This window comes from Dellaglioa sp. CoH-55-MRSF-7, from assembly GCF_056782235.1.
In genome coordinates, this window is the sequence record NZ_JBXAYI010000003.1 from 1 (window position 1) to 24,461 (window position 24,461).

At 37.2% G+C, this 24,461-nt stretch carries 22 protein-coding genes, 8 tRNA genes and 1 riboswitch; of the genes, 29 read left to right on the forward strand and 1 reads right to left on the reverse strand.

Features of this window, described 5'->3' with window-relative positions; all coding sequences use genetic code 11:
- Window positions 1-77 precede the first annotated feature (77 nt).
- The 14 genes from AC1RPU_RS03690 (at window position 78) to AC1RPU_RS03755 (ending at window position 14,529) form a co-directional block, all read left to right on the forward strand.
- Window positions 78-150 (forward strand) — tRNA-Val (locus tag AC1RPU_RS03690).
- Window positions 151-153: 3 nt separating this feature from the next.
- Window positions 154-226: transfer RNA gene (locus AC1RPU_RS03695), tRNA-Lys, on the forward strand.
- Between the two features lie 18 nt (window positions 227-244).
- A tRNA-Leu gene (locus AC1RPU_RS03700) sits at window positions 245-326 on the forward strand.
- Between the two features lie 14 nt (window positions 327-340).
- Window positions 341-416: transfer RNA gene (locus AC1RPU_RS03705), tRNA-Thr, on the forward strand.
- A 15-nt stretch (window positions 417-431) separates the two neighbouring features.
- Window positions 432-503 (forward strand) — tRNA-Gly (locus AC1RPU_RS03710).
- Window positions 504-514: 11 nt separating this feature from the next.
- A tRNA-Leu gene (locus AC1RPU_RS03715) sits at window positions 515-603 on the forward strand.
- A 28-nt stretch (window positions 604-631) separates the two neighbouring features.
- Window positions 632-705 (forward strand) — tRNA-Arg (locus AC1RPU_RS03720).
- 12 nt (window positions 706-717) lie between these two features.
- A tRNA-Pro gene (locus AC1RPU_RS03725) sits at window positions 718-791 on the forward strand.
- Between the two features lie 129 nt (window positions 792-920).
- Window positions 921-1,388: a CtsR family transcriptional regulator gene (locus tag AC1RPU_RS03730; protein ID WP_481761623.1), complete on the forward strand. Its 468-nt coding sequence runs from the start codon at window positions 921-923 to the stop codon at window positions 1,386-1,388.
- A 14-nt stretch (window positions 1,389-1,402) separates the two neighbouring features.
- Window positions 1,403-3,880, forward strand: a complete 2,478-nt coding sequence (locus AC1RPU_RS03735; RefSeq protein WP_481761622.1) for an ATP-dependent Clp protease ATP-binding subunit — start codon at window positions 1,403-1,405, stop codon at window positions 3,878-3,880.
- 65 nt (window positions 3,881-3,945) lie between these two features.
- Entirely contained in the window at window positions 3,946-5,292 is a 1,347-nt protein-coding gene (gene gorA / locus AC1RPU_RS03740; RefSeq protein WP_481761621.1) for a glutathione-disulfide reductase, read from the forward strand.
- Between the two features lie 264 nt (window positions 5,293-5,556).
- The gene (gene rpoB, locus AC1RPU_RS03745; protein ID WP_481761620.1) at window positions 5,557-9,147 is read left to right on the forward strand and encodes a DNA-directed RNA polymerase subunit beta; all 3,591 of its coding nucleotides are present in this window, start codon (window positions 5,557-5,559) and stop codon (window positions 9,145-9,147) included.
- Window positions 9,148-9,243: 96 nt separating this feature from the next.
- The gene (rpoC, locus tag AC1RPU_RS03750) at window positions 9,244-12,897 is read left to right on the forward strand and encodes a DNA-directed RNA polymerase subunit beta' (protein WP_481761619.1); all 3,654 of its coding nucleotides are present in this window, start codon (window positions 9,244-9,246) and stop codon (window positions 12,895-12,897) included.
- Between the two features lie 143 nt (window positions 12,898-13,040).
- A riboswitch (purine riboswitch) is annotated at window positions 13,041-13,138 on the forward strand.
- Window positions 13,139-13,203: 65 nt separating this feature from the next.
- Entirely contained in the window at window positions 13,204-14,529 is a 1,326-nt protein-coding gene (locus AC1RPU_RS03755; RefSeq protein ID WP_481761618.1) for a nucleobase:cation symporter-2 family protein, read from the forward strand.
- A gap of 35 nt (window positions 14,530-14,564) precedes the next feature.
- Here the strand turns inward: AC1RPU_RS03755 and AC1RPU_RS03760 are convergent, their stop codons facing one another.
- Window positions 14,565-15,257, reverse strand: a complete 693-nt coding sequence (locus AC1RPU_RS03760; RefSeq protein WP_481761617.1) for a prepilin peptidase — start codon at window positions 15,255-15,257, stop codon at window positions 14,565-14,567.
- A gap of 252 nt (window positions 15,258-15,509) precedes the next feature.
- Here AC1RPU_RS03760 and rpsL point away from each other — a divergent pair, with 252 nt between their 5' ends.
- The 15 genes from rpsL to rplN all read left to right on the forward strand — a co-directional run bounded on the left by rpsL (window position 15,510) and on the right by rplN (window position 24,446).
- Window positions 15,510-15,920, forward strand: coding sequence for a 30S ribosomal protein S12 (gene rpsL / locus AC1RPU_RS03765; protein WP_057974646.1), 411 nt, complete (start codon window positions 15,510-15,512; stop codon window positions 15,918-15,920).
- Window positions 15,921-15,966: 46 nt separating this feature from the next.
- Entirely contained in the window at window positions 15,967-16,437 is a 471-nt protein-coding gene (rpsG, locus tag AC1RPU_RS03770; protein ID WP_057974645.1) for a 30S ribosomal protein S7, read from the forward strand.
- Window positions 16,438-16,530: 93 nt separating this feature from the next.
- Complete coding sequence (gene fusA / locus AC1RPU_RS03775; RefSeq protein ID WP_409022017.1) at window positions 16,531-18,624, forward strand: elongation factor G; 2,094 nt, start codon at window positions 16,531-16,533, stop codon at window positions 18,622-18,624.
- Window positions 18,625-18,967: 343 nt separating this feature from the next.
- Entirely contained in the window at window positions 18,968-19,276 is a 309-nt protein-coding gene (gene rpsJ / locus AC1RPU_RS03780; RefSeq protein WP_057974643.1) for a 30S ribosomal protein S10, read from the forward strand.
- Window positions 19,277-19,322: 46 nt separating this feature from the next.
- Window positions 19,323-19,955 (forward strand): 50S ribosomal protein L3, encoded by a 633-nt coding sequence (gene rplC, locus AC1RPU_RS03785; protein WP_481761616.1) that lies wholly within the window; start codon window positions 19,323-19,325, stop codon window positions 19,953-19,955.
- Window positions 19,956-19,975: 20 nt separating this feature from the next.
- Window positions 19,976-20,599, forward strand: a complete 624-nt coding sequence (gene rplD / locus AC1RPU_RS03790; RefSeq protein ID WP_409022019.1) for a 50S ribosomal protein L4 — start codon at window positions 19,976-19,978, stop codon at window positions 20,597-20,599.
- Window positions 20,599-20,883, forward strand: a complete 285-nt coding sequence (gene rplW, locus AC1RPU_RS03795; protein WP_409022020.1) for a 50S ribosomal protein L23 — start codon at window positions 20,599-20,601, stop codon at window positions 20,881-20,883. Before rplD ends, rplW begins: the two co-directional genes overlap by 1 nt.
- 32 nt (window positions 20,884-20,915) lie before the next feature.
- Window positions 20,916-21,749, forward strand: coding sequence for a 50S ribosomal protein L2 (gene rplB, locus AC1RPU_RS03800; protein WP_409022021.1), 834 nt, complete (start codon window positions 20,916-20,918; stop codon window positions 21,747-21,749).
- Window positions 21,750-21,791: 42 nt separating this feature from the next.
- On the forward strand, window positions 21,792-22,073 hold the full coding sequence (gene rpsS / locus AC1RPU_RS03805) for a 30S ribosomal protein S19 (protein ID WP_057974638.1): 282 nt from the start codon (window positions 21,792-21,794) through the stop codon (window positions 22,071-22,073).
- Window positions 22,074-22,087: 14 nt separating this feature from the next.
- The gene (rplV, locus tag AC1RPU_RS03810; protein WP_409022022.1) at window positions 22,088-22,441 is read left to right on the forward strand and encodes a 50S ribosomal protein L22; all 354 of its coding nucleotides are present in this window, start codon (window positions 22,088-22,090) and stop codon (window positions 22,439-22,441) included.
- Window positions 22,442-22,454: 13 nt separating this feature from the next.
- Entirely contained in the window at window positions 22,455-23,111 is a 657-nt protein-coding gene (rpsC, locus tag AC1RPU_RS03815; RefSeq protein ID WP_057974636.1) for a 30S ribosomal protein S3, read from the forward strand.
- A gap of 3 nt (window positions 23,112-23,114) precedes the next feature.
- Window positions 23,115-23,549: a 50S ribosomal protein L16 gene (rplP, locus tag AC1RPU_RS03820; RefSeq protein WP_057974635.1), complete on the forward strand. Its 435-nt coding sequence runs from the start codon at window positions 23,115-23,117 to the stop codon at window positions 23,547-23,549.
- The gene (gene rpmC, locus AC1RPU_RS03825) at window positions 23,539-23,733 is read left to right on the forward strand and encodes a 50S ribosomal protein L29 (RefSeq protein ID WP_057974634.1); all 195 of its coding nucleotides are present in this window, start codon (window positions 23,539-23,541) and stop codon (window positions 23,731-23,733) included. Before rplP ends, rpmC begins: the two co-directional genes overlap by 11 nt.
- A 25-nt stretch (window positions 23,734-23,758) precedes the next feature.
- Window positions 23,759-24,025, forward strand: a complete 267-nt coding sequence (gene rpsQ, locus AC1RPU_RS03830) for a 30S ribosomal protein S17 (protein ID WP_057974633.1) — start codon at window positions 23,759-23,761, stop codon at window positions 24,023-24,025.
- 52 nt (window positions 24,026-24,077) lie between these two features.
- Window positions 24,078-24,446 (forward strand): 50S ribosomal protein L14, encoded by a 369-nt coding sequence (gene rplN / locus AC1RPU_RS03835; RefSeq protein ID WP_409022023.1) that lies wholly within the window; start codon window positions 24,078-24,080, stop codon window positions 24,444-24,446.
- Window positions 24,447-24,461 lie beyond the last annotated feature (15 nt).

Sequence of the window (24,461 nt, forward strand, 5' to 3'; positions counted from 1 at the left end):
TAAGCTTCTTAGCGCCAAGAGTAGTTGGGGGTCGCCCCCTGCGAGGGTAGGACGTTGCCATGCTTTTTTTATTATTTGGAGGTTTAGCTCAGTTGGGAGAGCGTCTGCCTTACAAGCAGAGGGTCACAGGTTCAAGCCCTGTAACCTCCATTTGAGCCGTTAGCTCAGTTGGTAGAGCATCTGACTTTTAATCAGAGGGTCGACAGTTCGAGCCTGTCACGGCTCATTTTCAATTCCACATTCTGCGGGTGTGGCGGAATTGGCAGACGCACTAGATTTAGGATCTAGCGTCGTAAGACGTGGGGGTTCAAGTCCCTTCACCCGCATCATTTTCAGTTATGCCGACTTAGCTCAGTTGGTAGAGCACCTGATTTGTAATCAGGGGGTCGGGCGTTCGAATCGTCTAGTCGGCACCATTTTTTAATTTTTTTGCGGAAGTAGCTCAGTGGTAGAGCATCACCTTGCCAAGGTGGGGGTCGCGGGTTCGAATCCCGTCTTCCGCTTTTCAATAAATGCCGGGGTGGCGGAACTGGCAGACGCACAGGACTTAAAATCCTGCGGTGAGTGATCACCGTACCGGTTCGATTCCGGTCCTCGGCACCATTTATTGTTTTAATTTTATATTTTTAATGCACCCATAGCGCAACTGGATAGAGTGTCTGACTACGAATCAGAAGGTTGTAGGTTCGACTCCTACTGGGTGCATTTTTTTGTGTTCGGGAAATAGCTCAGCTTGGTAGAGCACCTGGTTTGGGACCAGGGGGTCGCAGGTTCGAATCCTGTTTTCCCGATTAATTGAAAAAGGAATTTAAACTTTATGTTTAAATTCCTTTTTTTGTTTAGGACAAATAACTTTCAATTTTAATTTATATTTCGTATAATGAAAGTCAACATTAGTCAAACTATTTGAGGTGATGAATATGCAGGGTCAGAATATTTCTGATGTGATTGAGAAGTATTTTAAGAAAATTCTTTTAGACGAAAAAGAAATAGTCATTAAACGTTCTGAAGTTGCTGAATTATTTAATTGTGTACCATCGCAAATAAATTATGTTATTAACACGCGATTTACTATTCAAAATGGATATGTAGTAGAGAGTAAACGTGGTGGCGGTGGATATATTAGGATAGAAAAGGTAAATCTTTTTGTAGATCAAGAATTTATTCAAACAATAGAAAATTTAATTGGTACAAACGTATCCCAACAAGAAGGTTACGATATTATTCAAAGTTTATATGATGAGAAGACATTGACAAAAAAAGAATCAAATTTAGTTTTAGCTATAATAAAGAAAGATGTTTTTCTTGGTATGGATACAGAATCAGAAAATATGATACGCGCTAAAATGTTGATTAATTTAATTAATCGCTTACGATATGAAGAGTAGAAAGAGGTAATAATATGGATAATTTATTTACGCCGAGTGCAAAAGAAGTTCTTATTCGAGCACAGGAAGCTGCTAAACACTATCGTCAACAAGCCGTTGGTACTGAACATTTACTTTTGGCTTTGTCTGAAGTACAAAATGGTATTGCAGATAAAGTATTGAAACAATTTAATGTTGATCCAGAAGATATAATGGAAGAAATCGAAAGATTCACTGGTTATGGATCATTGAGATTAAATAAAAATGATAATTATTTACCTTACTCACCAAAAGCAAAAATGATTTTATCAATTGCTAACGATGAAGCTAAAAATTTAAATGCAAGTAAGGTGGGTACAGAGCATCTTTTACTAGCGCTAACAAGTAATAATGAAATATTATCATCAAGAATTATGGGCGGATTAAGTGCTGATGTTAAGCAGGTACGTAAAATGATTTTCCGTCAACTTGGTGTCAGTGAAGTTCAGATGAGACAAAAGAATCGTGGTAAACAAACTCCAGAAGAGGGAACACCTACATTAGATGAATTAGCACGTGATTTGACTAAAATGGCTCGTGATAAGCAGATTGACCCTGTAATTGGTCGAGATTCTGAAGTGAAAAGATTAACTCAAGTATTGAGTCGTCGAACTAAGAATAATCCAGTGTTAATTGGTGAACCTGGTGTTGGTAAGACTGCAATCGCTGAGGGGTTTGCTCAACGATTAGTTGACGGAAACGTTCCTGAAGACATGATTGGAAAACGATTAATGATGCTTGATATGGGATCATTAGTTGCGGGAACAAAATATCGTGGTGAATTTGAAGATCGGTTAAAGAAAATATTGAAAGAAGTATACACGACTAAAGATGTTATTTTATTTATTGATGAATTACACACGTTAATTGGTGCAGGGGGTGCAGAAGGTGCAATAGATGCATCTAATATATTAAAACCTGCATTGGCTCGTGGTGAAGTTCAAGTTATTGGTGCAACGACATTAGATGAGTATCAAAAATACATTGAATCTGATGCTGCTTTGGAACGACGTTTTGCGACAATCACAATCAAAGAACCAACAGAAGCACAGACTGTTGATATTTTAAAGGGACTCCGACCTAAATATGAGGCACATCATCGCGTGCAAATTACCGATGATGCAATTGAAGCAGCAGTAGAAATGGGTAATCGATATATTACTGATCGATTCCTACCTGATAAGGCGATTGATTTAATGGATGAAGCCGCTGCTCAGGTTCGTATTGAGCGCCCAAGGACTAAATCAAAATTAAGTAAAAAACAAGATCAACTTGACGAATTGCGTCAACAAAAAGATGATGCAGTTAGTCAGCAAGATTTTGAATTAGCTGCGGGTATTCGTACAAAAGAAATGCGTGTTAAAAAGCAGGTTGAAGATTTAGAAGCCGAAAAAAATGCTGCCGTTAAGTCTAGTGCAGAACATTATGATATAAAGGTAACTAGCGAAGAAATTGCAGGAATTGTTTCTGATTGGACAGGTGTTCCAGTACAACAATTGAATAAAAGTGAAAGTGATCGCTTAATTCATCTTGAAGACATTTTGCATAAACGTGTTATTGGTCAAAATGAGGCAGTTAGCTCAATTGCAAAGGCTATTCGACGTGCTAGAAGCGGATTGAAAAATCCAGCAAGACCAATTGGTTCATTCATGTTCCTTGGGCCAACGGGTGTTGGTAAAACTGAATTAGCTAAGGCACTTGCTGAAGCTATGTTTGGCTCTGAAGAAGCAATGATTCGAGTGGATATGTCGGAATATATGGAAAAATATAGTACAAGTCGCTTGATTGGATCGCCACCAGGTTACGTTGGATATGATGAAGGTGGACAATTGACTGAAAAAGTTCGTCAGACACCATATTCTGTTGTTCTCTTGGATGAAGTTGAAAAAGCGCATCCTGATGTTTTTAATATTTTACTTCAAGTGTTAGATGATGGATACTTAACAGATTCTAAAGGACGTCGTATTGATTTTAGAAATACAATTATCATTATGACATCTAACTTAGGTGCAACTGCCGTTCGTGATGAGAAGTTTGTTGGATTTGGTGTAGAATCTGAAAAAGATGAATATAAGGCAATGTCTGGAAAAATTCGCGCGGCTCTTAAAAAAGCCTTTCGTCCAGAATTTTTAAACCGAATTGATGAATCAATTATATTCCATTCATTAACTAAAGTTGAATTACATGAGATTGTGAAATTGATGACTAAAGAAGTTATTGATAGGTTGAAGGAACAAGATATTAAGGTTAAAATATCACCTGCAGCAATTGATGTGATTGCTAAGGCAGGGTTTGATCCAGAATATGGTGCTAGACCCATTCGTCGTGCATTACAAACAGAAGTTGAGGACCGTCTAAGTGATATTCTTCTTTCTGGTCAAATAAAAGATAATGATAATATTACAATTGGTGCTGTAAAAGGTGTTATCAAAGTAACGATTAAAGAATCAAAAACTAAAGTAGCAGTGAAGTAAACTTAAAAAGGTGTAACTATTCATGTAGTTGCACCTTTTTTATCACTAGAAAAGGAGTGTTATCTATGGAAAAAATAGATCTTATTGTAATTGGTGGAGGCTCTGCTGGAATTGCAGCAGCAAATCGAGCTGGTTCTTTTGGAAAAAAAGTAATTTTAATAGAAGGAAATGAAATTGGTGGAACTTGTGTCAACGTTGGATGTGTACCTAAAAAGATTATGTGGTCTGCAGCAGCGTTAGCACAAGATTTTGATTTAGCTACTGATTATGGGTTTACTAAACAACAGCCGCAACTTGATTTTGAAAAATTAGTTGCTAACCGTTCTGCATATATTGAACGATTACATGGCGCATATTTCAGAAATTTAGATAAAAATCAGGTACAAGTCATTAAAGGCTATGCAAAATTTATTGATAATCAAACAGTTGAAGTTAATGGCTCAAAATATGTCTCAGAGCACATACTAATTGCAACTGGTGGAACACCCAATATACCCGACATTCCTGGCGCAACGTATGGGATTGAATCTAATCAATTCTTTGATGATTTGAAAGAATTACCTGCTAAAGTTGCGGTTATCGGAAACGGTTATATTGGTACTGAACTTGCTGGAACGTTGAATGCACTAGGGTCAAAAGTTCACATGTATGCAAAATACGACACGTTGTTACCTAATTTTGATGAATTAATTTCAACAAATGTAACAGAAACGTATATAGAAAATGGAATTGATATTAGTTTTAACTCAAAGGTGACAGAGTTGAAACGGCGAAGTGATGGTAAATATGAAGTTATTACCAATGATGACTCATTGGTCGTAGATTGTGTTATTTGGGCGGTTGGCCGCCGACCAGTTACCGATAAAATGAATATTTCTGCCACAAATATTAAATTAAATGATAATGGTACTATTGTGGTCGACGAGTATCAAAATACATCAGTTGCTGGTATTTATGCGACTGGGGATGTTATTGGTAAACTTGACTTAACACCTGTTGCAATTGCAGCTAGCCGAAGATTAATGGAGCGTGTGTTTAATAATAAACCTACGGAACATTTAGATTATAAATTGGTACCCACAGTGGTATTCTCACATCCAGTTGCTGGAACGATTGGTTTAACTGAAGCTGAAGCAACTTTAGAATATGGTCAAGAAAATCTAAAAATTTATCGATCATCATTTACACCAATGCGTTATAGTTTAGGTGATAGTAAGGTGAAGGAAAACCTGAAGTTAATTACGGTTGGTAAAGATGAACGAATTGTTGGATTACATGGTGTTGGAGAAGGCATGGACGAAATGCTACAAGGATTTGCAGTAGCAATTAAAATGGGCGCAACTAAAAAAGATTTCGATGATACAGTTGCTATTCACCCAACGAGTGCTGAAGAATTTGTGACGATGACTTAATGAGCACGAACTGTTGACATCCGATTCAATAGCGTATATGATAATTAAATGTATAATACTGTGAATTTTTATAGCTGATTACGATCTATTGTCCGTAAGAAGCCTTATAGAGAGACAAAAATGGTGATTATTTAAAAATAAATAAACTGTTTTTGTTTTTTCTTTTGCCAAAAAAACCGATTTTTTCGTCTAGTATGCAATTTGTAATCAAACTGTAATATAAAATCATCGGACTTTGGCAGGTTTACAGAATAAATTTGAGAGGTGACTAATTTGGCTGGACATTTAGTAAACTACGGTAAACACAGTACACGTAGAAGTTACGCACGTATCAAAGAAGTTTTAGATTTACCTAATTTAATCGAAATTCAAAGTGACTCTTACCAATGGTTCTTGGATGAAGGTCTTCGTGAAATGTTTGAAGACATCATGCCAATTGACGATTTTGCTGGTAACTTATCATTAGAATTTGTTGATTACCAATTATTAGAACCTAAATACACTGTAGATGAAGCACGCGCACATGATGCGAACTATTCGGCTCCATTACATGTTACATTACGTTTAACTAACCATGAAACTGGCGAAATTAAATCTCAAGATGTTTTCTTTGGTGATTTCCCATTAATGACAGAACAAGGAACATTTATCATTAATGGTGCTGAACGAGTTATTGTTTCTCAATTAGTTCGTTCACCAGGGGTTTACTACAATGGTTCATTAGATAAAAATGGCCGTGAAACATATGGCACAACTGTTATTCCTAACCGTGGTGCATGGTTAGAATATGAATCAGATGCTAAAAATATTTCATATGTACGTATTGATCGTACACGTAAAATTCCATTAACTGAATTGGTCCGCGCTTTAGGATTTGGTTCTGATGATGAAATTATTGAAATGTTGGGTAACAATGATAGCTTAATGCTAACACTTGAAAAAGATGTTCATAAAAATACGGATGATTCACGTGTTGAAGAATCTTTAAAAGATGTTTATGAACGTCTACGTCCCGGCGAACCTAAAACAGCTGATAGCTCACGTAGTTTATTGACAGCTCGTTTCTTTGATCCAAAACGTTACGACTTAGCTCCAGTTGGTCGTTACAAAATTAATAAAAAATTAAGCTTGAAAACACGTTTATTGAACCAAACATTAGCTGAAACATTGGCTGATCCAGATACTGGTGAAGTACTTGCACAAAAAGATACCGTAATTGATAAACAAGTTATGGAAACTTTAGCACCATATCTTGATCGTCAAGATTTCAAGACGGTCACATACCACCCATCAGAAGATGGTGTTGTTACTGAACCTATGGTACTTCAAATCGTTAAGGTTTATTCTCAAGTAGACCCAGAACGTGAGATGCCAATGATTGGTAATGGCAATATTGACTTACAATACAAACATATTGTACCTGCTGATATTATTGCTTCAATGAACTATTTCTTTAATTTAAAAGAAAATATTGGTTCTGTGGATGATATTGATCATTTAGGTAACCGTCGTATTCGTTCAGTTGGTGAATTACTACAAAATCAATTTAGAATTGGTTTATCACGTATGGAACGTGTTGTACGTGAACGTATGTCAATTCAAGATACAACAACTGTTACACCACAACAATTGATTAACATTCGTCCTGTTGTGGCTTCTATTAAAGAATTCTTTGGTTCATCTCAATTATCACAATTCATGGATCAAACTAATCCACTTGGTGAATTGACACATAAACGTCGTCTTTCTGCCTTAGGACCTGGTGGTTTGACTCGTGATCGTGCTGGATATGAAGTTCGTGATGTTCATTACACGCATTACGGTCGTATGTGTCCAATTGAAACGCCTGAAGGACCTAACATTGGTTTGATTAATAGTTTATCAAGTTATGCACGTGTTAACCGATATGGTTTTATTGAAACACCTTATCGTCGTGTGAGCTGGGAATCACATCAAGTAACTGATAAAATCGATTACTTGACTGCTGATGAAGAAGATAACTATGTTATTGCACAGGCTAACTCACCATTAAATGAAGATGATTCATTTGTAAATGAACTCGTTATGGCTCGTAATCGTTCAGAAAATATCGAAATCGGTATTGATAAAGTCGATTACATGGATGTTTCACCTAAACAAGTTGTGGCTGTTGCTACAGCATGTATTCCTTTCTTGGAAAATGATGATTCTAACCGTGCCTTGATGGGTGCCAATATGCAACGTCAAGCTGTTCCTTTAATCAATCCTCATTCACCACTTGTTGGTACAGGTATTGAATATAAGGCAGCTCATGATTCTGGTGTCGCTTTAATTAACAAAAACGAAGGTACTGTTGAATACGTTGATGCACGTGAAATTCGTGTTCGTCGTGAAGATGGCGCTTTAGATAAATACAAATTAATGAAATTCCATCGTTCAAATGGTGGTAAAAACTACAATCAACGTCCAATTGTTCGTGTAAACGATCATGTTGATGCTGATGAAATTTTAGCTGATGGTCCTTCAATGGAAAATGGGGAATTAGCTTTAGGCCAAAACCCATTAGTTGCCTTTATGACTTGGAATGGTTATAACTTTGAAGATGCTGTTATCATTAACGAACGTCTTGTTCGTGATGATGTCTACACATCAATTCATATTGAAGAATTTGAATCAGAAGCACGTGATACAAAATTAGGACCTGAAGAAATTACTCGTGAAATTCCTAATGTTGGTGAAGATTCATTAAAAGATCTTGATGAATTTGGTATCGTCCGTATTGGTGCTGAAGTTAATGATGGTGATATCTTAGTTGGTAAAGTAACACCTAAAGGGGTTACTGAATTATCTGCTGAAGAACGTTTATTACATGCTATCTTTGGAGAAAAGGCTCGTGAAGTACGCGATACTTCATTGAAAGTTCCTCATGGTGGTGGCGGTATTGTTCAAGATGTTAAAATCTTTACTCGTGAAGCAGGGGATGAATTAAGTCCTGGTGTTAATATGATGGTTCGTATCTACATTGCACAAAAACGTAAGTTACGTGTGGGTGATAAGATGGCTGGACGTCATGGTAACAAAGGGGTTGTTTCAATCGTTGTCCCTTCTGAAGATATGCCTTACATGCCAGATGGTACACCAGTTGATATTCTTTTGAATCCCATGGGTGTTCCTTCTCGTATGAATATTGGACAAGTTTTAGATCTTCATTTAGGTATGGCTGCTCGTAAATTAGGTATCCATGTTGCAACACCAGTTTTTGATGGTGCTCGCGATTCAGATATCTGGAATGTCTTTAAAGAAGCTGGAATTTCAGATGATGGTAAGACAATCTTATATGATGGACGTACAGGTGATGCATTTGATAACCGTGTTTCTGTAGGTGTTATGTACTATATGAAACTTGCTCACATGGTTGATGATAAAATCCATGCTCGTTCAATAGGACCATACTCATTAGTAACGCAACAACCATTAGGTGGTAAAGCACAATTTGGTGGACAACGTTTTGGTGAAATGGAAGTTTGGGCACTTGAGGCTTATGGTGCTGCTTACACGTTACAAGAAATTTTAACGTATAAATCTGATGATGTTGTGGGTCGTGTGAAAACATACGAAGCAATTGTCAAAGGCGAACCAATTCCTAAACCAGGTGTTCCTGAATCATTCCGTGTTCTTGTTAAAGAATTACAGTCATTAGGATTAGATATGAAAGTACTTGATGCTAAAAAGACTGAAATTGAATTACGTGACATGGATGATGACGATGATGATATCGTTAATGTGGATGCGTTAAGCAAATTAGCTAATGAACAAAAAGAGAAAAAAGCTAAAGAAGAAGCCGAAAAAATGGCTGCTGAAATGAACAAAGAATAATTTTGGCTTAGTTACTGAACTCAAATTTGTGTGGATGAAGCTAATGCTTAGTTTGAGAAATCCAACACACTATAAAACTAAAGGGAGGTCGGTCCTTTGATCGATGTCAATAAATTTGATAGCATGCAAATTGGCTTAGCATCTTCTGATAAGATTAGAAGCTGGTCATATGGTGAAGTTAAAAAGCCCGAAACAATCAATTATCGTACATTAAAACCTGAAAAAGACGGACTATTCGATGAACGTATTTTTGGACCAACAAAAGATTGGGAATGTGCCTGTGGTAAATACAAACGTATTCGCTATAAAGGTATCGTCTGTGATCGTTGTGGTGTTGAAGTTACTCGTTCTAAAGTACGTCGCGAACGTATGGGTCATATTGAATTAGCTGCACCAGTTACACATATCTGGTACTTTAAAGGAATTCCAAGTCGTATGGGTCTTGTCTTAGACATGAGTCCTCGTGCTTTGGAAGAAGTTATCTACTTTGCTTCTTACGTTGTTACTGAACCTGGTAACACACCTCTTGAAAAGAAACAGTTATTAACAGAACGTGAATATCGTGAAAAACGTGAAGAATACGGGACTGAATTCGAAGCTGGAATGGGTGCTGACGCTATTCGTCATTTATTACGTGATGTTAATCTTGCTGGTGAATCTGAAGAATTAAAAGAAGAATTGAAAGATGCTACTGGCCAAAAGAGAACACGTGCTGTTCGTCGTTTGGACATTTTAGAAGCATTCTTACTTTCTGAAAATGAACCTGCATGGATGGTTATGGATGCTGTTCCTATTATTCCACCTGACTTACGTCCAATGGTTCAATTAGAAGGTGGCCGTTTTGCCACTTCTGATTTGAATGATTTATACAGACGGGTTATTAACCGAAATAACCGACTAAAACGTTTATTAGATTTGAACGCTCCTGGTATTATTGTTCAAAATGAAAAACGTATGTTACAAGAAGCTGTTGATGCATTGATTGATAATGGTCGTCGTGGCCGTCCAGTTACTGGACCTGGTAACCGACCATTGAAATCTCTTTCACATATGTTGAAAGGTAAACAAGGACGTTTCCGTCAAAATTTACTTGGAAAACGTGTTGATTATTCAGGCCGTTCAGTTATTGCTGTTGGACCAACGTTACAAATGAATCAATGTGGTATTCCTCGTGAAATGGCTTTGGAATTATTCAAACCATTTATGATGAAAGAACTTGTTAAACGTGAAATGGCTTCAAATATTAAAAATGCTAAACGTAAACTTGATCGTCGCGATGAAGATATCTGGGATGTTTTAGAAGAAGTTATTGTTGAACATCCAGTTCTCCTTAACCGCGCACCAACACTTCATCGTCTTGGTATTCAAGCTTTCGAACCAATTTTAGTTGATGGTAAAGCAATTCGTCTTCATCCCTTAGCTTGTGAAGCTTACAATGCTGATTTTGATGGAGATCAAATGGCTATCCATGTACCTTTATCTGATGAAGCACAAGCAGAAGCTCGTTTGCTTATGTTAGCTGCTCATCATATCTTGGCACCTAAAGATGGTAAACCAGTTGTAACACCTTCTCAAGATATGGTTTTAGGTAACTACTACCTTACAATGGAAGAAGCTGGCCGCGAAGGCGAAGGTATGATCTTTAAAGATGCTAACGAAGCTGTAATGGCTTACCGTAATGGTTACGTTCATTTGCACACTCGTATTGGATTACAAACAGCAACATTAGCTGCTGAAGGTAAACCATTTACAGATTGGCAAAAAGAACGCATTATGATAACAACTGTTGGTAAAGCAATCTTTAATGAAATTTTACCTAATGAATTTGCCTACATTAATGAACCTAAGAATGATAACTTAATTAATAAAACAGCCGACAAATATTTTGTTGAACCTGGTCAAAATATTGGTGATGTTATTAAAGCACAAGAAATTATTTTACCTTTCAAAAAAGGATTCTTGAGTGATATCATTTCTGAAGTTTATAAACGATTTAAAGTAACTGAAACGTCTAAGATGTTAGATCGTCTTAAAAACTTAGGTTATGATCAATCAACACATGCTGGTATTACAGTTGGTATTTCTGATGTAACTGACTTAAAGGAAAAACCTGCAATTATTGAAGAAGCTCATAAACAAGTTGCTTTAGTTGCAAAACAATTCCGTCGAGGTTTGATTACAGAAGATGAACGTTATGAACGTGTTATTGCTATCTGGACACAAGCAAAAGATGATATTCAACAAAAACTAATGGAAGCATTGGGCACACAAAATCCTATTCAAATGATGAGTGATTCTGGAGCCCGTGGTAATATTTCTAACTTTACTCAATTAGCTGGTATGCGTGGTTTGATGGCAGCTCCTAATGGTAAAACAATGGAATTACCTATTATTTCTAACTTCCGTGAAGGTTTGTCAGTGTTGGAAATGTTTATTTCAACTCATGGGGCTCGTAAAGGTATGACTGATACGGCCTTGAAGACTGCCGATTCTGGATACTTGACTCGTCGACTTGTTGATGTTGCTCAAGATGTTATTATTCGTGAGAAAGATTGTTTCACTGATCGTGGCTTAGATGTATCAGCTATTAAAGAAGGAAATGAAATGATCGAACCATTGTATGACCGTATCTTAGGTCGTTATGCAATGAAGACCGTTAAAAATCCTGAAACTGGTGAAGTTATTGTCGCTTCAAACGAAATGATCGAAGAAAGCAAAGCGCAAGCAATTATCGCTGCTGGAATCGAACAAGTAACTATCCGCTCAGCATTTACATGTAACACTAAGCATGGGGTTTGTGAACATTGTTATGGTCGTAATATGGCTACTGGTGATCAGGTTGAAGTTGGTGAAGCAGTTGGTACTGTTGCTGCTCAATCAATCGGTGAACCCGGAACTCAATTAACAATGCGTACTTTCCATACTGGTGGGGTTGCTGGAGATGATATTACACAAGGGTTACCTCGTGTTCAAGAAATCTTCGAAGCACGTAATCCTAAAGGTCGTGCTGAAATTACAGAAGTAACAGGTATGATTGAAGCAATTGAAGAAAATCCTGCTGAACGTACTAAAGAAGTAACAGTTAAAGGTGAAACTGATACACGAACATATAGTTTACCTTATACTGCTGTTCTTAAAGTTGCCGAAGGTGATAAAATTCATCGTGGTGAAGCACTAACAGTTGGTTCAATTGATCCTAAACAATTAATTCAAGTTCGTGATGTTCTTTCTACGGAGAATTATATTCTTCGTGAAGTTCAAAAAGTATATCGTATGCAAGGGGTAGAAATCTCTGATAAGCATGTGGAGGTTATGTCTCGTCAAATGTTACGTAAGGTTCGCGTTATGGATCCCGGTGACACAAATGTATTACCAGGTACTTTAATGGATATCATGGATCTTAAAGAAGATAACTATAAGACATTGATCAAAGGTGGCATTCCAGCTACTTCACGTCCTGTCTTACTTGGTATCACTAAAGCATCTCTAGAAACAAACAGTTTCTTATCAGCTGCATCATTCCAAGAAACAACTCGTGTTCTTACGGATGCTGCTATTCGCGGTAAGAATGATCCATTAATTGGTCTGAAAGAAAATGTTATTATTGGTAAGATTATTCCTGCCGGTACTGGTATGCCAGATTACCGTCAAATTAAACCAAAAGAAACAGGTTCAATTTCAGCTAATGTTTATTCAATCTCAGATATTGAGAAACGAATGAAAGAAGAAGAAGCTAGCGTGAACGATTAACGTCATAGCTAAAAAAGAACAATTCTTATTAATTTAAGAGTTGTTCTTTTTTTTGTGCTTTATTAGCGAACAATTAACGCTTACATTTTAATAACGTCCGCAAACCATTGTATGGGTAAATAGACTGTGTTAATATTGTCATACAATAAAAAATACTGATCACCTATATAATGTCATGATATGGATGCTAGTTTCTACCCGGAGCCGTAAATTCCGGACTATATGTGAGTTAAAGCAAGCATGTATTAGGCATGAAATCCATAGAAAATCCGACTTATTAGTGTGAAAGATAATGTGGAGGATCAAATGAAGAATAGCACGGAATTAGAAAATAGTAGTTTGGATGAATCTAATTTATCAAATTTTAGAGCAGCAATATTAGGATTACAGCATTTATTAGCCATGTATTCAGGCGACATTTTGGTACCATTATTAGTTGGGGCTGCACTTGGGTTTAGTACAAAACAAATTACTTATTTAGTTTCGATGGATATTTTCATGTGTGGGATTGCAACATTATTACAATTGAAACGCACACGTTTTACTGGCATTGGTTTACCTGTAGTACTTGGGTGCGCGATTGAATACGTTGCACCATTGACTGCAGTAGGAAAACATTTTGGATTAGGAACAATGTATGGATCAATTATTGCTGCTGGTATTTTTATATTTCTAATTTCGGGATTCTTTGCAAACATTAGAAAATTCTTCCCACCAGTAGTGACAGGATCATTAATTACGTTAATCGGATTAACGTTAATTCCAGTTGCCTTTACCAACATGGGCGGTGGGGATGTGACAGCCAAATCATTTGGTAGTATCCCTAACTTAATAGTTGCAGGTGTAACCATTGCCGTTATTTTAGGCTTGAACATTTGGGGCCGCGGATTCATTCAACAAGTGGGTATCTTAATTGGTATTTTAGTTGGTGTGGTCGTTGCCTCATTTATGGGAAAAGTAACATTAGACCCAGTTAGCCAAGCTAATTGGTTTCAATTACCCCATGTTTTTATGTTTGCTGCCCCTAAATTTGAATGGTCATCAATTGTGACTATGATATTAGCAGCGTTAACAACTATGATTGAATCAACTGGTGTATTTTTTGCGCTGGGAGATATCGTTGGTCGTCCAATCAGAAAAGATGATTTAAAAAAAGGGTACCGTGCTGAAGGTATCGCAGCTGTTTTAGGTGGTATCTTTAATACGTTCCCATACTCGACATTTTCACAAAATGTTGGAATTGTGCAACTATCAGGAATTAAAACGAAGAAACCTGTTTATTTTTCAGCGTTCTTTTTAATTGCTTTAGGGTTACTTCCTAAAATTGGTGCAGCAGCAACTGTCATTCCAGCAGCCGTTTTAGGTGGTGCTATGTTAGTTATGTTCGGTATGGTTGGTGCACAAGGTATTAAAATGTTGCGCGAAGTTGAAGGTAGTAATAGTAATTTATTAATTATCGGTATTTCGGTCAGCTTAGGACTTGGTGTAACAGTACAACCAGCATTACTCCAAGCATTACCCTTAACAATCCAGACCATTTTTGGTAATGGACTTGTTGTCGGTAGTCTGTCGGCTGTTATCTTAAATATTCTATTCAATTATGGTCATTTGAATGACGCAATCGAAGATTAAAGTAAAAGCTAAGCAAATTTGCTTAGCTTTTTTATTTATATGAAGAAAGATAACGCAATAGTAATATAAACGCCAAACGTTATATGTGGGACAAATGGGAAAAATTGATATCGACTCTGTTTTACAGTAAAAAAGTAGATAAGTGAGCTGATACAAGCAAAAAGAGTGGCAATCAAACAAAAATGAACACCAAATGTTAGTTGAATGATAATCAGTAAAATAAAATCGCCAAGGCCGAGCTTTTGTTGAAAACATAAGACAAATAGAAACAGACTGAATAAGCTAATTGCTATTAGTGAGTCTGGAAACCCAAATAACAGATAATGCCACAGGATGAATAGTATTCCACCACCGATAGTTAAGCGACCAGAAATCAGTCGGTTAGTGAAATCCATAGCTGATAGAAAAGTTAAATAAAATAAGAACGTTATAAGTAATAGAAATTCAAAAAGAGATAGTTGAGTGAAAGATAAGGGCAACATGGCGGCCAAACTACATTCAAAAATAAATGAATAGGCTGGGAATTCTCCCTTGCAGAATCGACAGTGTCCGTGTAATCTAAGATAAGCGTAGATAGGAATTAGATCAAACCAAGGTATTTTTGTACCACAATAGTCGCAGATTGATCTTTTGTTGAATTGATTCTGATTCAATGCACAGCGTGTGGCAATGCAGGTGATGAATGAACCTAGGCAAGCACCTAGTAAAAATAAATAACTAATTAACATAATTTAAATCCTCCTATTAAAAAATACGCTTTTTAGTGTAAATACCATTGACGTATATTAAATACCGTGATATTCTGTGTAAGGTGCTTTTTGTGAACAGTTAATTCATCTACATAGTTGAGATTCTGTATAACAGCAGCGCATTATAAGACAGACGTCTAGGACGTTATTTTTTATTATTAAAAAATGAACCACCTGGATGTGTGGACTTAAAAAACAATTAACCTATAATAAGGAAGGAGGAAACTTTAGATGCCAACAATTAATCAATTAGTTCGTAAAGGTCGTAATTCTAAAGGTTCAAAATCTGGTGCACCCGCATTAAACTTCGGGTATAACAGTTACAAAAAAGTTCAAACAGATAATCCTGCACCACAAAAACGTGGGGTTGCTACTCGTGTCGGAACAATGACACCTAAAAAGCCTAACTCTGCTTTACGTAAATATGCGCGTGTGCGTTTATCTAACTTACTTGAAGTTACAGCTTACATTCCTGGTATTGGACATAACTTGCAAGAACATAGTGTTGTTCTTATTCGTGGTGGCCGTGTAAAAGATTTACCTGGGGTACGTTACCATGTTATCCGTGGTGCTCTTGATACAGCCGGTGTTGCTGATCGTAAACAAAGTCGTTCAAAATACGGCGCAAAGAGACCTAAATAAGAATAAAGTTATTCTAATAAAAATAGAATCTAAGGAGGTTATTTAGATGCCAAGAAAAGGCCCAGCTCCAAAACGAGAAGTATTGCCTGATCCAATTTACAATTCTAAATTAGTAACACGTTTAATCAACCGTTTAATGTTAGATGGTCGTCGTGGTACTGCATCAAAGATCTTGTATGATGCATTCGAAATGATTAAAGAACAAACAGGAAACGAACCTAATGAAGTTTTTGATGAAGCTATGAAAAACATCATGCCTGTACTTGAAGTTAAAGCTCGCCGTGTCGGTGGTTCTAACTACCAAGTGCCAATTGAAGTTCGCCCTGATCGTCGTTCAACTTTAGGTTTACGTTGGTTAGTAAGTTACGCACGTTTACGTGGGGAACATACTATGCCAGAACGTTTAGCTAAAGAAATCATGGATGCAGCAAACAATACTGGTGCATCAGTTAAGAAACGTGAAGATACACATAAAATGGCTGACGCTAATAAAGCATTCGCACATTACCGCTGGTAATTTTATAAAAGAATGGCTATTATATGATTTTGATAATCGATATAGTAGTCATTTTTTTGAATCTATTTTAGAATCGAAAGGAGATACTACAAAATGGCAAATAAACGCGAATTCCCACTAGAAAAAACGCGTAATATCGGGATTGTTGCTCATATCGATGCTGGTAAGACAACAACTACTGAACGTATTTTATACTATACTGGTAAAATTCATAAAATTGGTGAAACTCATGAAGGAGCTTCACAAATGGATTGGATGGAACAAGAACAAGAACGTGGTATCACAATCACATCAGCTGCAACAACTGCTGAATGGAAAGAACATCGTATTAATATCATCGATACTCCAGGACATGTGGATTTCACTATTGAAGTTGAACGTTCACTTCGTGTCTTAGATGGAGCCGTTGTTGTTTTAGATGGTCAATCTGGTGTTGAACCACAAACTGAAAACGTTTGGCGTCAAGCTACAACATATTCAGTTCCTCGTATCGTTTTCATCAATAAGATGGATAAAATGGGTGCTAATTTTGATTACTCAGTAGGCACAATCAAAGATCGTCTTCAAGTAAATGCTGTTCCTATCCAAATGCCAATTGGTGCTGAAGATGATTTTGAAGGTGTTATTGATTTAATCGAAATGAAAGCCGATTTATATGATAACGAAGATTTAGGTGCTACATGGGAAAGTATTGACGTTCCTGAAGAATATTTAGAAGAAGCTACAAAACGTCGCGAAGCTTTAGTTGAAGCCGTTGCTGATGTTGATGAAAAGCTTATGGAAAAATATCTTGATGGTGTGGAAATTACTAAAGATGAAATCAAAGCTGCTATCCGTAAAGCAACATTAAATCTTGAAATGTACCCAGTTCTTGCTGGTTCAGCATTTAAAAACAAGGGTGTTCAAATGATGTTGGATGCTGTTAATGATTTCTTACCATCTCCTTTAGATGTTAAACCTTATAACGCAGTAGATCCTAAAACAGATGAAGAAGTTGAAATCACAGCCGGTGATGACAAAGATTTCGCTGCTTTAGCATTTAAAATTGCAACGGATCCCTTCGTTGGTCGTTTAACATTCTTCCGTGTTTACTCAGGTACATTACAAGCTGGTTCTTATGTCTTGAACTCTACTAAAGACACGCGTGAACGTGTTGGTCGTATCCTTCAAATGCATTCAAATCACCGTAATGAAATTCCTGAAGTATTCTCTGGTGATATTGCTGCTGCTATTGGTTTGAAAAATACGACAACTGGTGATTCATTAACGGATGAAAAACATCCATTAATCCTTGAATCAATGGAATTCCCTGAACCAGTTATCCAAGTATCTATCGAACCAAAAACAAAAGCTGATCAAGATAAGATGGATATCGGTTTACAAAAACTAGCAGAAGAAGATCCTTCATTCAAGGCTGAAACTAACCCTGAAACTGGTGAAACTTTAATCGCTGGGATGGGTGAATTGCATTTGGATATCATCGTTGATCGTATGAGACGTGAATTTAACGTTGAAGCTACTGTTGGTGAACCACAAGTTGCCTACCGTGAAACATTTACAAAAACTGTTTCTGCACAAGGTAAATTCGTTCGTCAATCTGGTGGTAAAGGTCAATATGGTGATGTTACAGTTGAATTCTCACCTAATGAAGAGGGTGGCGGTTTCGCATTCGAAGACGCTATCGTCGGTGGGGTTGTTCCTCGTGAATATATTCCTTCAGTTGAACAAGGTTTGAGAGAAGCTATGCAAAATGGTGTTCTTGCAGGCTACCCACTTATTGATGTTAAAGCTAAGTTATATGATGGATCATATCATGATGTCGATTCTAACGAATCAGCATTTAAGGTAGCTGCCTCAATGGCATTGAGAAAAGCTGCTAAGAGTGCTGGTGCTGTTATTCTTGAACCAATGATGAAAGTTGAAGTTGTCGCTCCTGAAGATTACTTAGGTGATGTTATGGGACATGTAACTGCTCGTCGTGGACGTGTTGAAGGTATGGAAGCTCGCGGAAATGCACAAGTTGTTAACGCAATGGTTCCTCTTTCAGGTATGTTCGGTTACGCAACTACTTTACGTTCTTCTACACAAGGACGTGGTACATTCACAATGACATTTGATCATTACGAAGCTGTACCAAAATCAATCCAAGAAGAAATTATGAAGAAAAACGGAACAGCTACTGATTAATTAGTTGGTCTGAATTATAAAAGAAGTTATCACTTGTTGATAGCTTCTTTTTTTGTGGTAAAATAACATTTGGAAAATAAAAAAAGTTTTAAAAATGTTAATTATGATTATATAATGAGAAACTTTGAAAAAAAATAAGAAAGCACTTGCCATAAGGCTTTATCTCTAGTAGTATAGATAAGTACCCAAAAACAGATGGCGTATTACGCCCTGCGATAGGGTTTCATAGAATGAGCTAAGATGTGAAAGATTGCGACACGCCCGGCAGCTTTGCCACGCAAGGTGTGTCGGTCACTTACACGGAGCTAGTCTTATTTTTAAAATAGACGAAGGAGGGAACAAAATGGCAAAACAAAAAATTCGTATTCGCTTAAAAGCTTACGAACACCGTATTTTAGACCAATCTGCTGACAAGATTGTTGAAACTGCAAAAAGAACAGGGGCAACAATTTCTGGACCAATTCCATTGCCAACAGAACGTACATTATACACAGTTTTACGTTCACCACATAAGCATAAAGATTCACGTGAACAATTCGAAATGCTTACACATAAACGTTTGATTGATATCGTTAACCCAACACCTAAGACAGTTGATTCATTGATGAAACTTGACTTACCTAGTGGCGTTGATATTGAAATCAAATTATAAAACAGAGTTACAAAAATAAAAATACAAACATATTGGAGGTGTACTCATGACTACAAAAGGAATCTTAGGAAAAAAAGTAGGTATGACACAAGTTTTTACTGAAAATGGTGAATTGGTACCAGTTACAGTGATTGAATCTACGCCAAACGTTGTTTTACAATTGAAAACAATTGAAAACGATGGTTACGAAGCAATTCAATTAGGTTACCAAGACATGCGCGAAGTATTAACAAACAAACCTGCTAAAGGTCATGCAGCAAAAGCAAATACTACTCCTAAGCGCTTCGTTCGTGAAATTAACGATGTTGAGCTTGGAGAATATAACGTAGGTGACGAAATTAAAGTTGATACATTCTCAGCTGGCGATATCGTTAACGTTACGGGTACGTCTAAGGGACATGGTTTCCAAGGAAATATCAAACGTTGGGGACAATCACGAGGTCCTATGACTCATGGTTCTCGTTATCATCGTCGTCCTGGTTCAATGGGTGCCGTTATTAACCGTGTATTCAAAGGTAAGAGATTACCAGGTCGCATGGGTGGCAAACGCGTAACTGTCCAAAACTTGGAAATTATTCGTGTTGACGTTGATAGTAATGTTATCTTGATTAAAGGTAACGTACCAGGCGCAAACAAAACATTAGTTACAATTAAAAACGTCACAAAAGACGCTAAATAACAGGAAGGAGGAATTTCAAAATGCCAACAGTCGCATTATTAAAACAAGATGGTACTAAAAATGGTGAAGTTGAATTAAACGACGCTATTTTTGGAATCGAACCTAACGACAATGTCATTTTTGACGCCGTAATCATGCAACGTGCATCATTACGTCAAGGAACTCATTCAGTTAAAAACAAAAGTGCAGTTTCAGGTGGTGGTAGAAAACCATGGCGCCAAAAAGGTACAGGTCGTGCTCGTCAAGGATCTATCCGTAGCCCACAATGGCGTGGTGGTGGTGTCGTATTTGGCCCTACTCCTCGTTCATACAGTTACAAATTACCTAAAAAAGTTCGCCGTTTAGCTCTTAAATCAGTACTTTCACAAAAAGTATTGGATAACAGCGTGGTTATGGTCGATGCACTTAGCTTCGAACAACCAAAGACAAAAACTTTCAAAGAAGTTTTAAGTAACTTAGATATCAACAAAAAAGTATTAATAGTTCTTGAACCTGGCAATGATTTCGTTGCTTTAGCAGCTCGTAACTTACAAAATGTTACAGTAGTAGAAGCTAAAGGTGTTAACGTTCTTGACGTTATCAACAATGATAAATTAGTCATGACTCAAGCAGCTCTTTCTCAAGTAGAGGAGGCTCTTTCATAATGGAATCAAGAGATATTATCTTACGCCCAGTCATCACCGAAGCAGCAATGGATAGAATGGCTAACAAAGTTTACACATTCGACGTTGATACTCGTGCAACTAAAATTGAAGTCAAAAAAGCTATTGAAGATATTTTTGGCGTTAAAGTTGTAAAAGTAAATATCATGAATGTTAAAGGTAAGTTAAAACGTCAAGGTCGCTATGCTGGTTATACTAAAAAACGCCGTAAAGCAATTGTTACTTTAACTGCCGACTCAAAAGAAATCCAATTATTCGAAGAATAATCTAAAATTTTGTAAACTAGGAGGAAAACAACGTGGGAATTAAAAAATTCAAACCAACCACTAACGGTCGTCGTAATATGACTGGTTCTGATTTCTCAGAAATTACTAAATCAACTCCTGAAAAATCATTACTAGAATCAAAAAGCAGAACTGCCGGCCGTAATAACTATGGTCGCATTACTGTTCGTCACCGTGGTGGTGGTCATAAACGTCAATACCGTTTGATCGATTTCAAGCGTGTTAAAGACAATGTAACAGCAACTGTTAAAGCAATTGAATATGATCCAAACCGTTCAGCTAATATTGCATTATTACAATATACTGATGGTATCAAATCATACATCATTGCTCCTAAAGGATTAGAAGTTGGCATGATGGTTCAATCTGGTAAAGAAGCAGATATCAAGGTTGGTAACGCATTAGCTCTTCAAGATATCCCAGTTGGTACAATTATTCATAATGTCGAATTAAAACCAGGTAAGGGTGGACAACTTGCTCGTTCAGCCGGTGCTTCTGCACAATTACTTGGTAAAGAAGGTAAATACGTCCTTGTTCGTTTGACATCAGGCGAAGTTCGCATGATCTTATCAACATGTCGCGCATCTATCGGTGCTGTTGGTAACGAACAACATGAATTAATCAAAATTGGTAAAGCTGGTCGTGCTCGTTGGGCTGGTAAACGTCCTACAGTTCGTGGATCAGTTATGAATCCTAACGATCATCCTCATGGTGGTGGTGAAGGTAAAGCTCCAATTGGTCGTCCATCACCTATGTCTCCTTGGGGTCAAAAGACGATGGGTTACAAAACACGTTCAAAGAAAAACCAATCAGACAAATTTATCGTACGTGGACGCAACAAGAAATAATTTACTTGTTGCTTAAGCTATATTCCGGAAGGAGGATTCACATTGAGTCGTAGTCTAAAAAAAGGACCATTCGTCGATGAACATTTGATGAAAAAGGTCGAAGCACAAACTGATCAAGAAAAGAAAACAGTTATCAAAACATGGTCACGTCGTTCAACAATCTTCCCTAACTTCATTGGTCTAACTATCGCTGTATATGATGGACGTAAACACGTTCCAGTTTTTATGCAAGAAGATATGGTTGGTCATAAGTTGGGTGAATTTGTTCCAACACGTACTTTCCGTGGTCACGGATCTGACGATAAGAAAACTACAGTTAAATAAAGGAGGTTATACACATGGCTGAACAAGTAACATCAGCAAAAGCAACCGCCAAAACTGTTCGTATTCCAGCGCGTAAAGCTCGCTTGGTAATCGATCTTATCAGAGGTAAAAGTGTTGCTGAAGCTATCGGTATTTTGAGATTTACTCCCAGAGCCGGAAGCCCAATCATTGAAAAAGTTTTACTTTCTGCTGTAGCTAATGCAGAAAATAATTTTGATTTAGATGGTGAAAACTTAGTTATTACTGATATTTTTGCTAACGAAGGACCAACTTTAAAACGTTTCCGTCCTCGTGCTAAAGGATCAGCTTCACCAATTAACAAACGTACGAGTCACATTACAGTAGTTGTATCTGAAACTACAAAATAAGGAGGGATAACGCGTGGGTCAAAAAATAAATCCAACGGGATTACGTGTAGGTATCATTCGTGATTGGGATTCAAAATGGTATGCAGAAAAAGATTTTGCAAACTACCTTCATGAAGATTTACACATCCGTAAATACATTCAAGAAAAATTAACCGACGCTTCTGTCTCTATCGTTGAAATCGAACGCGCTGCAAAACGTGTTAACGTTTCAATCCATACTGCTAAACCTGGTATGGTTATCGGTAAAGGTGGAGCTGAAGTTGAAAAACTTCGTAAAGAATTAAATGATTTAACAGGTAAACGTGTGCATATCAACATTGTTGAAATCAAACGTCCTGATTTAGATGCTCAATTAGTCGGCGAAAACGTTGCGGAACAATTAGAAAACCGTGTCGCATTCCGTCGTGCTGTTAAACAAGCTATGCAACGTACAATGCGCTCTGGTGCTAAAGGTATCAAAGTTCAAGTTGCTGGCCGTCTTAACGGAGCTGATATGTCTCGTGTTGAAAGCTACTCAGATGGTACAGTTCCATTACATACCTTAAGAGCAGATATTGACTACGCTTGGGTTGAAGCAATGACTACTTACGGTAAATTAGGCGTTAAAGTCTGGATCTACCGTGGTGAAATCTTACCAGCTAAGAAAAACGCTGTGAAAGGAGGGAAATAACCTATGTTAGTACCTAAACGTACAAAATTCCGTCGTGAATTCCGTGGTAAAATGCGTGGGGAAGCTAAAGGTGGCAAAGAAGTCGCTTTTGGAGAATTCGGTTTACAGGCTCTTGAATCATCATGGATCACTAACCGTCAAATCGAAGCTTCTCGTGTCGCTATTAACCGTCATATGAAACGTGGTGGGAAAGTATGGATTAAAATTTTCCCTCATAAATCATATACTGCAAAAGCAATTGGTGTTCGAATGGGTTCTGGTAAAGGTGCTCCTGAAGGATGGGTAGCTCCAGTTAAACGTGGAAAGATCATGTTTGAAGTTGCCGGTGTTCCCGAAGAAGTTGCTCGCGAAGCTTTACGCTTAGCATCAAACAAACTTCCAGTGAGAACTAAAATTGTAAAACGTGAGGAAGTAGGTGGCGAATCACATGAAGGCTAAGGAAATTAATGAATTAACCACTGCTGAAATGATTACCAAAGAACAAGAATTTAAAGATGAATTGTTTAACTTACGCTTCCAATTAGCTACCGGTCAATTAGAAAATACCGCACGCTTAAGTGAAGTACGTAAAACAATTGCTCGTATTAAAACGGCATTACGCCAACAAGAATTAAACAAGTAGATTACGAAAGGGAGGCCATTTACGCATGAGTGAAACTCGTAACCAACGTAAAGTCTATCAAGGACGCGTTGTATCCGACAAAATGGATAAAACGATTAGTGTTCTTATCGAAACATACAAGACACACAAAACCTACGGTAAACGTGTGACTTATTCTAAAAAATTCTATGCACATGATGAAAATAACGAAGCAAAAATCGGCGATATCGTTCAAATTATGGAAACTCGTCCGTTGTCAGCAACTAAGAGATTCCGTTTATTAGATATCGTTGAAAAAGCAGTTATTGCTTAAGCATAATTGCCATTCGTATTTCTAATTTGCTATCGAAAGGAGGACACTTACTGTGATACAAACAGAAAGTCGTTTAAAAATTGCCGACAATTCAGGCGCAAAAGAAATCTTAACTATTAAAGTTTTAGGTGGATCAAAGCGTAAAACTGCTAATATCGGTGACGTTATTGTTGCTACTGTTAAACATGCAACACCAGGTGGTGTTGTCAAAAAAGGTGAAGTTGTTAAAGCTGTAATCGTACGTACAAAATCAGGTGCTCATCGCGCTGACGGTTCATACATCAAATTTGATGAAAATGCTGCCGTTATCATCCAAGATGATAAAAGCCCTAAAGGTACACGTATCTTTGGACCTGTTGCACGTGAATTACGTGATAACAATTTCATGAAGATTGTTTCTTTAGCACCCGAAGTATTATAAGAAATCCATCGGAAA

Excerpts from the sequence above, each read along its gene's own strand:
- rplD (WP_409022019.1), top strand. The coding sequence starts at position 19,976 with ATGCCAACAGTCGCATTATTAAAACAAGATGGTACTAAAAATGGTGAA.
- AC1RPU_RS03735 (WP_481761622.1), top strand. The coding sequence starts at position 1,403 with ATGGATAATTTATTTACGCCGAGTGCAAAAGAAGTTCTTATTCGAGCA.
- gorA (WP_481761621.1), top strand. The coding sequence starts at position 3,946 with ATGGAAAAAATAGATCTTATTGTAATTGGTGGAGGCTCTGCTGGAATT.
- rplV (WP_409022022.1), top strand. The coding sequence starts at position 22,088 with ATGGCTGAACAAGTAACATCAGCAAAAGCAACCGCCAAAACTGTTCGT.
- rplP (WP_057974635.1), top strand. The coding sequence starts at position 23,115 with ATGTTAGTACCTAAACGTACAAAATTCCGTCGTGAATTCCGTGGTAAA.
- rpsL (WP_057974646.1), top strand. The coding sequence starts at position 15,510 with ATGCCAACAATTAATCAATTAGTTCGTAAAGGTCGTAATTCTAAAGGT.
- rpsG (WP_057974645.1), top strand. The coding sequence starts at position 15,967 with ATGCCAAGAAAAGGCCCAGCTCCAAAACGAGAAGTATTGCCTGATCCA.
- AC1RPU_RS03730 (WP_481761623.1), top strand. The coding sequence starts at position 921 with ATGCAGGGTCAGAATATTTCTGATGTGATTGAGAAGTATTTTAAGAAA.
- AC1RPU_RS03760 (WP_481761617.1), bottom strand. The coding sequence starts at position 15,257 with ATGTTAATTAGTTATTTATTTTTACTAGGTGCTTGCCTAGGTTCATTC.
- fusA (WP_409022017.1), top strand. The coding sequence starts at position 16,531 with ATGGCAAATAAACGCGAATTCCCACTAGAAAAAACGCGTAATATCGGG.
- rpmC (WP_057974634.1), top strand. The coding sequence starts at position 23,539 with ATGAAGGCTAAGGAAATTAATGAATTAACCACTGCTGAAATGATTACC.
- rpsJ (WP_057974643.1), top strand. The coding sequence starts at position 18,968 with ATGGCAAAACAAAAAATTCGTATTCGCTTAAAAGCTTACGAACACCGT.
- rplC (WP_481761616.1), top strand. The coding sequence starts at position 19,323 with ATGACTACAAAAGGAATCTTAGGAAAAAAAGTAGGTATGACACAAGTT.
- rplW (WP_409022020.1), top strand. The coding sequence starts at position 20,599 with ATGGAATCAAGAGATATTATCTTACGCCCAGTCATCACCGAAGCAGCA.
- rpsQ (WP_057974633.1), top strand. The coding sequence starts at position 23,759 with ATGAGTGAAACTCGTAACCAACGTAAAGTCTATCAAGGACGCGTTGTA.
- AC1RPU_RS03755 (WP_481761618.1), top strand. The coding sequence starts at position 13,204 with ATGAAGAATAGCACGGAATTAGAAAATAGTAGTTTGGATGAATCTAAT.